General features: G+C 65.6%; 10 protein-coding genes. 8 read left to right on the top strand and 2 right to left on the bottom strand.

The annotated features are described in order from the left end of the window. Positions 1 to 97: 97 nt before the first annotated feature. Positions 98 to 1,774 (bottom strand): DNA repair protein RecN, encoded by a 1,677-nt coding sequence (gene recN, locus ACW9UL_RS18560; RefSeq protein ID WP_457787896.1) that lies wholly within the window; start codon positions 1,772 to 1,774, stop codon positions 98 to 100. 158 nt (positions 1,775 to 1,932) lie between these two features. Here recN and grpE point away from each other — a divergent pair, with 158 nt between their 5' ends. The 8 genes from grpE (at position 1,933) to ACW9UL_RS18520 (ending at position 12,149) form a co-directional block, all read left to right on the top strand. Then, entirely contained in the window at positions 1,933 to 2,502 is a 570-nt protein-coding gene (gene grpE / locus ACW9UL_RS18555) for a nucleotide exchange factor GrpE (protein ID WP_122109081.1), read from the top strand. Between the two features lie 99 nt (positions 2,503 to 2,601). Then, the gene (dnaK, locus tag ACW9UL_RS18550; protein WP_021444617.1) at positions 2,602 to 4,518 is read left to right on the top strand and encodes a molecular chaperone DnaK; all 1,917 of its coding nucleotides are present in this window, start codon (positions 2,602 to 2,604) and stop codon (positions 4,516 to 4,518) included. Positions 4,519 to 4,652: 134 nt separating this feature from the next. Further along, positions 4,653 to 5,780: a molecular chaperone DnaJ gene (dnaJ, locus tag ACW9UL_RS18545; protein WP_031303276.1), complete on the top strand. Its 1,128-nt coding sequence runs from the start codon at positions 4,653 to 4,655 to the stop codon at positions 5,778 to 5,780. A gap of 63 nt (positions 5,781 to 5,843) precedes the next feature. Then, complete coding sequence (gene dapB / locus ACW9UL_RS18540; protein ID WP_457787895.1) at positions 5,844 to 6,647, top strand: 4-hydroxy-tetrahydrodipicolinate reductase; 804 nt, start codon at positions 5,844 to 5,846, stop codon at positions 6,645 to 6,647. Between the two features lie 209 nt (positions 6,648 to 6,856). Continuing rightward, positions 6,857 to 8,005 (top strand): glutamine-hydrolyzing carbamoyl-phosphate synthase small subunit, encoded by a 1,149-nt coding sequence (gene carA, locus ACW9UL_RS18535; RefSeq protein ID WP_397497968.1) that lies wholly within the window; start codon positions 6,857 to 6,859, stop codon positions 8,003 to 8,005. Between the two features lie 31 nt (positions 8,006 to 8,036). Continuing rightward, positions 8,037 to 11,258, top strand: coding sequence for a carbamoyl-phosphate synthase large subunit (gene carB, locus ACW9UL_RS18530; RefSeq protein WP_457787894.1), 3,222 nt, complete (start codon positions 8,037 to 8,039; stop codon positions 11,256 to 11,258). Continuing rightward, positions 11,255 to 11,731, top strand: coding sequence for a transcription elongation factor GreA (gene greA, locus ACW9UL_RS18525; protein WP_021444612.1), 477 nt, complete (start codon positions 11,255 to 11,257; stop codon positions 11,729 to 11,731). Before carB ends, greA begins: the two co-directional genes overlap by 4 nt. After that, complete coding sequence (locus ACW9UL_RS18520; RefSeq protein ID WP_397486320.1) at positions 11,709 to 12,149, top strand: DUF4149 domain-containing protein; 441 nt, start codon at positions 11,709 to 11,711, stop codon at positions 12,147 to 12,149. Before greA ends, ACW9UL_RS18520 begins: the two co-directional genes overlap by 23 nt. 9 nt (positions 12,150 to 12,158) lie before the next feature. Here the strand turns inward: ACW9UL_RS18520 and yhbY are convergent, their stop codons facing one another. Beyond that, on the bottom strand, positions 12,159 to 12,470 hold the full coding sequence (yhbY, locus tag ACW9UL_RS18515) for a ribosome assembly RNA-binding protein YhbY (protein ID WP_031303274.1): 312 nt from the start codon (positions 12,468 to 12,470) through the stop codon (positions 12,159 to 12,161). Positions 12,471 to 12,516: the final 46 nt, after the last annotated feature.

Below are 12,516 nucleotides of genomic sequence, written 5' to 3'. Positions count from 1 at the left end.
CGAGGGTCGCCTTTTTGTTTTTCGGTTTTCCGTTGCCCGGATGAAGGCCGGTGGGCCATGCCGAGCATTGCCGGATCGCATTCGGGCCAGGCTCCGCTTAGGCGGCCTGGGCCTTGCTCACCATCTTGCGCGCGTGGGCCAGGGATTCCTTGGTCAGATCGACGCCGCCGAGCATGCGCGCGATTTCCTCGATACGGCCGTCGTTGTCCAGCTTGCTCACCGCCGTGGCAGTGGCGTCCTCGTCGCGGCGCTTGTGCACGAACAGGTGCTGATGGCCCTGCGCGGCCACCTGCGGCAGGTGGGTGACGCACAGCACCTGGCCGCGTTCGCCGAGGCGGCGCAGCAGCTGGCCGACCACTTCGGCGGTGGGGCCGCCGATACCGACGTCCACTTCGTCGAACACCAGGGTCGGCACGCGCGAGGTCTGCGCGGTGATCACCTGGATTGCCAGGCTGATGCGCGACAGTTCGCCGCCCGAGGCCACCTTGGCCAGCGCACGCAGCGGCTGGCCGGGGTTGGCGCTGACCAGGAACTCCACGCTCTCCAGGCCGCCGGCCTGCGGCTCGTCGCTGTCCAGCGGTTGCAGCTGGATGCTGAAACGCCCGCCGGGCATGCCCAGCGCCAGCATCTCCTGCTCCACTGCGGCGCTCAGGCGTGCGGCGGCCTGGGCGCGCAGGGCGCTGAGTTCTTCGGCCTTTTCCCGGTAGTGGCGGGCGTAGGCGGCCAGCTCCTCGGCCAGGCGCTCGCCGGCCTGGTCGTCGGCGTTCAGCCCTTCCAGCTCCTCGAACAGTTGCTGCTGCAGGGCGGCCAGTTCGCCGGGCTGGATGCGGTGTTTGCGCGCCAGGGTGTAGATGCTGTCCAGGCGTTCTTCCAGGTATTGCTGGCGCTCGGGGTCGGCGTCGAAGTGATCGAGGAAGCGGTTCAGCTCGCCGACCGCTTCTTCCACCTGGATCTGTGCGCTGGCCAGCAGGTTGCTGGCTTCGCCGAGGGCGCCGCCCTGGCCGGCGAAGCCGCCGAGACGATTGAGGCTAGCGGTTAGTGCCGACAGCACGTTGCCGGCATCGCTCTCGCTGCACAGCTCCAGCACCTGACGGCAGGCGCCGAGCAGAGCTTCGGCGTTGCTCAGGGCCTTGTGCTCCTGTTCCAACTGTTCCAGTTCGTGCTCGCCCAGGGCCAGGTTGTCCAGTTCTTCCAGCTGGTAGCTGAGCAATTGATGGCGAGCGCGCTGCTCGTCGCCCTGGCTGGAAACGCGCTGCAGCTCGTTGCGCGTCTGCTTCCAGCGCTGCGCGGCCAGTTGCACCTGGCGCGCCAGCTCCTGGCTGGCGGCGTATTCGTCGAGCAGGCGGCGATGGGTGTCGGTCTTCAGCAGCGACTGGTGCTCGTGCTGGCTGTGGATATCGATCAGCAGCTCGCCCAGGGCCTTGAGGTCGCCCAGTGGGCAGGGCGTGCCGTTGATATAGCCGCGCGAGCGGCCCTCGGCGGTGATCACTCGGCGCAGGATGCACGGGCCGTCGTGGTCCAGGTCGCGTTCGGCGAGCCAGGCGCGGGCTTCGGCGATGTCGCTCAGGTCGAAGCTGGCGAGGATGTCCGCCTTGTCGCTGCCGGGGCGCACCACGCCGCTGTCGGCGCGGTCGCCCAGGCACAGGCCGAGGGCGTCGAGCATGATCGACTTGCCGGCGCCGGTCTCGCCGCTGATGGCGCTCATGCCGCGGTCCAGCTCGAGATCGAGGTGGTCGACGATGGCGTAGTTGTGAATGGACAGGTGCACCAGCATGGCGAACGCTCCCGAAGTGAAGTCTGGTTATTTATACAGTGTTTTTTCTTTTCCTGACAATCCTCCCTATCGCCCCTTGAAAGCTGGGGATTTGGCTCCATATAGGCGGGCAGGTGCGCGAGTCGAGTTCGCGCCGGTTTATTCGAGAGGAGAGAGGCATGGCTGACGAACAGACCCTGGATACGCAGAACCCCGAGGCGCAGGCGGCTGAGGCCGCGGCGGCGGGCGACGACCTGGCTGCTCGCGTGCAAACGCTGGAAGAGCAACTGGCCGCTGCGCAGGATCAGTCGCTGCGCATGGCTGCCGACCTGCAGAACGTGCGCCGCCGCGCCGAGCAGGACGTGGAGAAGGCGCACAAGTTCGCCCTGGAAAAATTCGCCAACGACCTGCTGCCGGTGGTCGACAGCCTGGAGCGCGGCCTGGAACTGTCCAGCCCGGACGACGAGGCAATCAAGGCGGTGCGCGAAGGCATGCAGCTGACCCTCAAGCTGTTCCACGACACTCTGGCGCGCTACCAGCTGGAAGCCATCGATCCGCACGGCGCGCCGTTCAACCCGGAACACCACCAGGCCATGGCCATGGAGGAGAGCATCCACGCCGAGCCCAACTCGGTGCTCAAGGTGTTCCAGAAGGGCTATCTGCTCAACGGTCGCCTGCTGCGTCCGGCCATGGTCGTGGTCAGCAAGGCGCCGCTGACGCCGCAGCCGTCCATCGACGAGCAGGCTTGAAATCCGCCGCGCCGTCCCCATTTCTAAGTCAAGCGTTTTAGTGCTACCGCCGCCGGCGAAACCAGGCGACGGAAAAATCAAAGTTTCGGGAGAACATTCATGGGCAAAATCATCGGTATCGACCTGGGGACCACCAACTCCTGCGTCTCCATTCTAGAAAACGGCAACGTCAAGGTGATCGAGAACGCCGAAGGCGCGCGCACCACGCCGTCGATCATCGCTTACGCCAACGATGGCGAAATCCTCGTCGGCCAGTCGGCCAAGCGCCAGGCAGTGACCAACCCGCACAACACCCTGTACGCGGTGAAGCGTCTGATCGGCCGCCGCTTCGACGAAGAAGTGGTGCAGAAAGACATCCAGATGGTGCCGTACAAGATCGTCAAGGCCGACAACAACGATGCCTGGGTCGAGGTCAACGGCCAGAAGATGGCGCCGCCGCAGATCAGCGCCGAAGTGCTGAAGAAGATGAAGAAGACCGCCGAGGACTACCTGGGCGAGCCGGTCACCGAGGCCGTCATCACCGTTCCGGCCTACTTCAACGACAGCCAGCGCCAGGCCACCAAGGACGCCGGCCGCATCGCCGGTCTCGACGTCAAGCGCATCATCAACGAGCCGACCGCAGCGGCGCTGGCCTATGGCATGGACAAGGCCAAGGGCGACCACACCGTGATCGTCTATGACCTGGGCGGCGGTACCTTCGACGTGTCGGTGATCGAGATCGCCGAAGTCGACGGCGAGCACCAGTTCGAGGTGCTGGCTACCAATGGCGACACCTTCCTCGGTGGCGAGGACTTCGACATTCGCCTGATCGACTACCTGGTCGACGAGTTCAAGAAAGAAACCGGCATGAACCTCAAGGGCGACCCGCTGGCCATGCAGCGCCTGAAGGAAGCCGCGGAGAAGGCCAAGATCGAGCTGTCCTCCAGTCAGTCGACCGACGTCAACCTGCCGTATATCACCGCCGACGCCACGGGGCCCAAGCACCTCAACGTGAAGATCTCCCGCGCCAAGCTGGAGTCGCTGGTCGAGGACCTGGTGCAGCGCACCATCGAGCCGTGCCGCATCGCGCTGAAGGACGCCGGTATCGACGTGGCCAAGATCGACGACGTGATCCTGGTCGGCGGTCAGACCCGCATGCCGCTGGTGCAGAAGACCGTCGCCGAATTCTTCGGCAAGGAAGCACGCAAGGACGTCAACCCGGACGAAGCCGTGGCCATGGGCGCCGCCATTCAGGGCGCGGTACTGGCCGGCGACGTCAAGGACGTGCTGCTGCTCGACGTCAGCCCGCTGACCCTGGGTATCGAGACCATGGGCGGGGTGATGACCGCGCTGATCGAGAAGAACACCACCATCCCGACCAAGAAGTCGCAGGTGTTCTCCACCGCCGACGACAACCAGAGCGCGGTGACCATCCACGTGCTGCAGGGCGAGCGCAAGCAGGCCGCGCAGAACAAGTCGCTGGGCAAGTTCGACCTGGCCGAGATCCCGCCGGCGCCGCGCGGCGTACCGCAGATCGAAGTGACCTTCGACATCGACGCCAACGGCATCCTCCACGTATCCGCCAAGGACAAGGCCACCGGCAAGCAGCAGTCCATCGTGATCAAGGCCAACTCCGGCCTGTCCGAGGACGAGATCGAGCAGATGATCCGCGACGCCGAGGCCAACGCCGAGGAAGACCGCAAGTTCGAGGAGCTGGCCACCGCGCGCAACCAGGGCGATCAGCTGGTGCACGCCACCCGCAAGATGCTCACCGAGGCCGGCGACAAGGCTGACGCCTCCGAGAAGGCGGCCATCGAGAAAGCCATCGGCGATCTGGAAGTCGCGCTCAAGGGCGACGACAAGGCCGCCATCGAAGCCAAGATGAACGCCCTGTCCGAGGCCACCACGCCGCTGGCGCAGAAGATGTACGCCGAGCAGCCGCAGGCCGGCGCCGCCCAGCCGGGTGACGGCGATGCCAAAGGCGCCGCCGACGACGTGGTCGACGCCGAGTTCGAAGAGGTCAAGGAGAACAAGTAAGGGCTGCGGTTCGCACGCGAACCGCCCCTGCTTTCGCTCCACCGTCGCCTGGCGACGGGCAGGATTCGCCGCGCGGGAGCCCTCTCCCGCGTCGGCGTATCTGGAGCTCACGAATCTGAGAGTGCAGCACGACTATGGCAAAACGAGACTATTACGAAGTCCTGGGTGTGGAGCGCGGCGCCAGCGAGGCCGAGCTGAAGAAGGCCTACCGGCGCCTGGCGATGAAGTACCACCCGGACCGCAACCCGGACGACAAGGGCGCCGAGGAGAAATTCAAGGAGGCCAACGAGGCCTACGAAGTGCTCTCCGACGCCGGCAAGCGTTCGGCCTATGACCAGTACGGTCATGCCGGCGTCGACCCGCAGATGGGCGGCGGCGGTGGCGCCGGTTTCGGCGGCGCCAACTTCTCCGACATCTTCGGCGACGTGTTCAGCGACTTCTTCGGCGGCGCCCGCGGCGGTTCGCGCGGTGGCGCCCAGCGCGGCTCGGATCTGCGCTACACCCTGGAGCTGGACCTGGAAGAGGCGGTGCGCGGCACCACCGTGACCATCCGCGTGCCGACCCTGGTCGGCTGCAAGACCTGCGATGGTTCGGGTGCGAAGAAGGGCACCAGTCCGGTGACCTGTACCACCTGCGGCGGTATCGGCCAGGTGCGCATGCAGCAGGGCTTCTTCTCGGTGCAGCAGACCTGCCCGCGCTGCCACGGCAGCGGCAAGATGATCACCGACCCCTGCGGCAGCTGCCACGGCCAGGGTCGGGTGGAAGAGAGCAAGACCCTGTCGGTCAAGGTGCCGCCGGGCGTCGACACCGGCGACCGCATCCGCCTGTCCGGCGAGGGCGAGGCGGGCTCCCATGGCGGGCCGGCCGGCGACCTCTACGTGGTGGTCAACGTGCGCGAGCACGCGATCTTCCAGCGCGACGGCAAGCACCTGTACTGCGAGGTGCCGATCAGCTTCGCCGATGCAGCGCTGGGCGGCGAGCTGGAAGTGCCGACCCTCGACGGTCGGGTCAAGCTGAAGATCCCCGAAGGCACCCAGACCGGCAAGCTGTTCCGTCTGCGCGGCAAGGGCGTGGCGCCGGTACGCGGCGGTGCGGCGGGCGACCTGATGTGCCGGGTGGCGGTGGAAACCCCGGTCAACCTGAACAAGCGCCAGCGCGAGCTGCTCGACGAGTTCCGCAAGTCGCTGCAGGGCGACGACTCCCACTCGCCCAAGGCCAGTGGCTGGTTCGAAGGCGTCAAGCGCTTCTTCGGCGACGTATAAAACCCTGGCCTCAGGCTGCAGGCATGGCTTGCAGCTTGAGGCTTGCAGCTTGGAGCTGATGCTATGCAACGTATCGCAGTGATGGGCGCCGCCGGGCGCATGGGCAAGACCCTGATCGAAGCCGTGCGCCAGGCCGAGGGTGCGCAGCTGACTGCCGCCATCGACCGCCCGGACAGCAGCCTGATCGGCGCCGATGCCGGCGAACTGGTCGGCCTGGGCAAGATCGGCGTGGCGCTGGTCGGCGATCTCGCCGCCGCGACCGCCGAGTTTGACGTGCTGATCGACTTCACCCACCCCTCGGTGACCCTGAAGAACCTGGAAATCTGCCGCGCCGCCGGCAAGGCCATGGTGATCGGCACCACCGGCTTCACCGCGGAAGAGAAGCAGCTGCTGAGCGAGGCGGCCAAGCAGATTCCCATCGTCTTCGCCGCCAACTTCAGCGTCGGCGTCAACCTCTGCCTGAAGCTGCTGGACACCGCCGCTCGCGTGCTGGGCGACGATGTCGATATCGAGATCATCGAGGCCCACCACCGGCACAAGGTCGACGCGCCGTCCGGCACCGCGCTGCGCATGGGTGAAGTGGTGGCCGATGCCCTCGGCCGCGACCTGCAGAAGGTCGCGGTCTACGGTCGCGAAGGCCAGACCGGCGCCCGGGCGCGCGAAACCATCGGCTTCGCCACCGTGCGTGCCGGCGACGTGGTCGGCGACCACACCGTGCTGTTCGCCGCCGACGGCGAGCGGGTGGAGATCACCCACAAGGCCTCCAGCCGCATGACCTTCGCCAAGGGGGCGGTGCGTTCGGCGCTGTGGCTGCAAAAGCGCCAGCCAGGGCTGTATGACATGCAGGATGTGCTGGAGCTGCGCTGAGGCAGGATGTCGCATGGCAGTGGATTTATGTCCGCTCGCCATCTTGCGGTGGACCGAAAAGGCCTTTTCCTGTAAGCTTCCCACTTTAGTGTGTCCACTAAAAGTTACGCAGAAATGGCTCTGATAAAAAAGCGGGATGACCTTCACACGTCATCCCGCTTTTTTACAATCTGCGTTTGCTTCAAGCCTTGATCGAGACGGAGGTCTTCTTGACTAAGCCAGCCCCTAAACCCGCCATTCTGGCCCTCGCTGACGGCAGCATCTTTCGCGGCGAATCCATCGGGGCCGATGGCCAGACCATCGGAGAGGTGGTGTTCAACACCGCCATGACCGGCTATCAGGAAATCCTCACCGATCCTTCCTATGCCCAGCAGATCGTCACCCTGACCTACCCGCATATCGGCAACACCGGCACCACGCCGGAGGACGCCGAGTCCAACCGCGTCTGGGCCGCCGGCCTGATCATCCGCGATCTGCCGCTGATCTCGAGCAACTGGCGCGACAAGCAGCCGCTGGACGAATACCTCAAGGAAAACGGCACCGTCGCCATCGCCGGCATCGACACCCGCCGCCTGACCCGCATCCTGCGCGAGAAGGGCTCGCAGAACGGCTGCATCCTGGTGGGCGAAGGCGCCACCGAGGAAAAGGCGCTGGAGCTGGCACGCAGCTTCCCGGGCCTCAAGGGCATGGACCTGGCCAAGGTGGTCAGCTGCGAGCAGCCCTACGAGTGGCGCTCCAGCGTGTGGAACCTGGACAGCGACAGCCACCCGGAAATCGCCGCGGCCGAACTGCCTTACCACGTGGTCGCCTACGACTACGGCGTCAAGCTGAATATCCTGCGCATGCTGGTCGCCCGCGGCTGCCGCCTGACCGTGGTGCCGGCGCAGACCCCGGCCAAGGATGTGCTGGCGCTGAACCCGGACGGCGTGTTCCTCTCCAACGGCCCCGGCGACCCCGAGCCCTGCGACTACGCCATCGCCGCGATCAAGGAAATCCTCGAGACCGAGATTCCGGTGTTCGGCATCTGCCTCGGCCACCAGCTGCTGGCCCTGGCCTCCGGCGCCAAGACCCTGAAGATGGGCCACGGCCACCACGGCGCCAACCACCCGGTGCAGGATCTGGATTCCGGCGTGGTGATGATCACCAGCCAGAACCACGGTTTCGCCGTGGACGAGAACAGCCTGCCGAGCAACCTGCGGCCGATCCACAAGTCGCTGTTCGACGGCACCCTGCAGGGCATCGAGCGTACCGACAAGGTGGCGTTCAGCTTCCAGGGCCACCCGGAAGCCAGCCCCGGCCCGCACGACGTGGCCCCGCTGTTCGACCGCTTCATCTCCGCCATGGCGGCCCGTCGCTGATCGCTGAGTCCAGGAATTCGAGAGTTACCCCATGCCAAAACGTACAGATATCAAAAGCATCCTGATCCTCGGCGCCGGCCCCATCGTCATCGGCCAGGCGTGCGAGTTCGACTACTCCGGCGCCCAGGCGTGCAAGGCGCTGAAGGAAGAAGGTTTCCGCGTCATCCTGGTGAACTCCAACCCGGCCACCATCATGACCGATCCGTCGATGGCCGACGCCACCTACATCGAGCCGATCAAGTGGGCCACCGTGGCCAAGATCATCGAGAAGGAGCGCCCGGACGCCCTGCTGCCGACCATGGGCGGCCAGACTGCGCTGAACTGCGCCCTGGACCTGGAGCGCCACGGCGTGCTGGAGAAGTTCGGCGTCGAGATGATCGGTGCCAACGCCGACACCATCGACAAGGCCGAAGACCGCTCGCGCTTCGACAAGGCGATGAAATCCATCGGCCTGGCGTGCCCGCGCTCCGGTATCGCCCACAGCATGGAAGAAGCCTACGGTGTGCTGGAGATGGTGGGCTTCCCCTGCATCATCCGCCCGAGCTTCACCATGGGTGGCACCGGCGGCGGCATCGCCTACAACCGTGAGGAATTCGAGGAAATCTGCGCCCGTGGTCTGGATCTGTCGCCGACCAACGAGCTGCTGATCGACGAATCGCTGATCGGCTGGAAGGAATACGAGATGGAGGTGGTCCGCGACAAGAAGGACAACTGCATCATCGTCTGTTCCATCGAGAACTTCGACCCGATGGGCGTGCACACCGGCGACTCGATCACCGTCGCGCCGGCGCAGACCCTGACCGACAAGGAATACCAGATCATGCGCAACGCCTCGCTGGCGGTGCTGCGTGAGATCGGTGTGGAAACCGGCGGCTCCAACGTGCAGTTCGGCATCTGCCCGAACACCGGGCGCATGGTGGTGATCGAGATGAACCCGCGCGTGTCGCGCTCCTCGGCGCTGGCCTCCAAGGCCACGGGTTTCCCGATCGCCAAGATCGCCGCCAAGCTGGCTGTCGGTTACACCCTCGACGAGCTCTCCAACGACATCACCGGCGGGCGCACCCCGGCATCCTTCGAGCCGGCCATCGACTACGTCGTGACCAAGATTCCGCGTTTCGCCTTCGAGAAGTTCCCCAAGGCCGACGCCCGCCTGACCACCCAGATGAAGTCCGTGGGTGAAGTCATGGCCATCGGCCGTACCTTCCAGGAGTCGGTGCAGAAAGCCCTGCGCGGCCTGGAAGTGGGCGTTGCCGGCTTCGATCCGAAGCTCGACCTCAATGACCCGGAAGCCGAGAGCACCCTGCGTCGCGAGCTGACCGTGCCCAGTGCCGACCGCATCTGGTACGTGGCCGATGCTTTCCGCGCCGGCAAGAGCGTCGCCGAAGTGTTCGAGCTGACCCGCATCGACGAGTGGTTCCTGGTGCAGATCGAGGACCTGGTCAGGGAAGAGGAGAAGGTCAAGACCCTCGGTCTGTCCGCCATCGATTTTGATCTGATGTTCAAGCTCAAGCGCAAGGGCTTCTCCGACGCGCGCCTGGCCAAGCTGCTCGGCGTCTCCGAGAAGAGCCTGCGCGCCCATCGCCACAAGCTGAAGGTGCTGCCGGTGTACAAGCGCGTGGACACCTGCGCCGCCGAATTCGCCACCGACACCGCCTACATGTACTCGACCTACGAGGAAGAGTGCGAGGCCGCGCCGTCGACCCGCGACAAGATCATGATCCTCGGCGGCGGCCCCAACCGTATCGGCCAGGGCATCGAGTTCGACTACTGCTGCGTGCACGCGGCGCTGGCCATGCGTGAAGACGGTTACGAGACCATCATGGTCAACTGCAACCCGGAAACCGTCTCCACCGACTACGACACCTCCGACCGCCTGTACTTCGAGCCGGTAACCCTGGAGGACGTGCTGGAAATCGTCCGCGTCGAGCAGCCCAAGGGCGTGATCGTGCAGTACGGCGGCCAGACCCCGCTGAAGATCTGCCGCGCCCTCGAAGAGGCTGGCGTGCCGATCATCGGTACCAGCCCCGAGGCCATCGACCGCGCCGAAGACCGCGAGCGCTTCCAGCAGATGGTCCAGCGCCTGGGCCTGCGCCAGCCGGCCAACGCCACCGCGCGCAGCGAAGACGAGGCCCTGGCCCTGTCCAAGGGCATCGGTTACCCGATGGTGGTGCGTCCGTCGTACGTGCTGGGCGGCCGGGCCATGGAAATCGTCTACCAGGAAGAAGAGCTCAAGCGCTATATGCGCGAGGCCGTCAAAGTCTCCAACGACAGCCCGGTGCTGCTGGATCGCTTCCTCAACTGCGCCATCGAGGTGGACGTGGATGCGGTGTGCGACGGCGAGACCGTGGTGATCGGCGCCATCATGCAGCACATCGAACAGGCCGGCGTGCACTCCGGTGACTCCGCCTGCTCGCTGCCGCCGTACTCGCTGCCGGCGCACATCCAGGACGAGATCCGCGAGCAGGTCAAGAAGATGGCCCTGGAGCTCGGCGTGGTCGGCCTGATGAACGTGCAGATGGCCGTGCAGGGCGAGGACATCTACGTCATCGAGGTCAACCCGCGCGCTTCGCGTACCGTGCCGTTCGTCTCCAAGTGCGTCGGTGAGTCCCTGGCCAAGGTGGCCGCTCGGGTCATGGCCGGCAAGAGCCTGGCCGAGGTCGGCTACACCAAGGAAATCATCCCGCCGTTCTTCAGCGTCAAGGAAGCGGTGTTCCCCTTCGCCAAGTTCCCGGGCGTCGACCCCATCCTCGGCCCGGAAATGAAGTCCACCGGTGAAGTCATGGGCGTCGGCGACAGCTTCGGCGAGGCCTTCGCCAAGGCCCAGCTGGGCGCCAGCGAGATCCTGCCGAACTCCGGCTGCGCCTTTATCAGCGTGCGCGAAGACGACAAGCCGGAAGCCGTGCAGGTCGCCCGCGACCTGGTGGCGCTGGGCTTCGAGGTGGTCGCCACCGCCGGTACCGCCAAGGTGATCGAGGCCGCCGGGCTGCCGGTGCGTCGGGTCAACAAGGTGACCGAAGGTCGTCCGCACGTGGTCGACATGATCAAGAACGACGAAGTCACCCTGATCATCAACACCACCGAGGGGCGTCAGTCCATCGCTGACTCCTACTCGATCCGTCGTAACGCTCTGCAGCACAAGATCTACTGCACCACCACCATCGCGGCGGGGCAGGCGGTCTGCGAGGCGCTCAAGTTCGGTCCCGAGAAGACCGTGCGCCGGCTGCAGGATCTGCATGCAGGAATCAAGGCATGAATAAATACCCCATGACCGTCCAGGGCGCGCGCGCCCTGGAAGAGGAACTGGCGCACCTGACCAAGGTGCTGCGCCCGCAGCTCAGCCAGGCCATCGGCGAGGCGCGCGAGCTGGGCGACCTCAAGGAAAACGCCGAATACCATGCCGCGCGCGAGCAGCAGGGCATGGTCGAGGCGCGTATCCGTGACATCGAAGGCCGCCTGCAGAATGCGGTGATCATCGACGTCACCAGCATCGCCCACACCGGCAAGGTGATCTTCGGCACCACGGTGGAAATCGCCAATGTCGAGACCGACGAAAGCGTGACCTACCAGATCGTCGGCGAGGACGAGGCCGACATCAAGCAGGGCAAGATCTCCGTCGGCTCGCCCATCGCCCGCGCCCTGGTGGGCAAGGAAGAGGGCGACGTGGTGACCGTGCAGACGCCCAGCGGCCTGATCGAGTACGAGATTGTCGAAGTCCGCCACCTATAAGCTGAGCCAGCCGTCGCGGGCCGGCGCCGTCAGCTGGCAGCTGGCCCAGACGCTCTGGGTCGGTGGCCTGTGGTTGCTGCAGTTCGTCATCCTGCCGGCCATCGGCCAGCTCGGCCTGGCGCCGCTGCTGGTCGAGGAGATCGCCACGCGGCTGGTGCCGCTGCTGGTGGGGATGACTGCCGTTTGCGTCGGCGTGCAGGTGGTGGCGCTGCTGCGCGGCGAGGGGCTGGTGAGCCTCTGGCGCGACTTGCGCGGTCAGCTGCTGCTGACCGTGGCGGTCATGGCGCTGAGTTATGGCGTGGTGCTGCGCTACTGGCCGGAGGCCGGGCAGTGGCTACGCTTCAGCTACCTGGTGATGGCATTCTGCGGGCTGCTGCTGGTGCTGCAGCCCGTGCCGGGGCAAACGCGCGGGGCTTGATGCCGCGGCTCAGCCCTGGTGACGAATCACGTTGGACAGGTTGCGGTTCGGCTTGGGGTTCTTGCGATAGAGCAGGGCCATCTTGCCGATCACCTGCACCAGTTCGGCCCGGCCGCTCTGGCACAGCGCCTCGATGGCGGCCAGGCGGTCTTCGCGCTCGGCGACGCGCAGCTGCACCTTGATCAGTTCATGATCGTTCAGGGCGCGCTCCAATTCGGCCAGCACGCCTTCGGTCAAACCGTTGTCGGCCACGATCAATACAGGTTTCAGGTGGTGGCCGATAGATTTGAACTGTTTCTTCTGCTCTTGAGTGAGCGGCATAATCTGACCCCTAAGTTCGGTCTGGAAAAACGGCGCCTATCTTACC

The organism is Pseudomonas sp. PL-6 (assembly GCF_054110165.1).
Note: the sequence above shows the minus strand (reverse complement) of the source record. Positions and strands in the feature narration are given on the sequence as shown.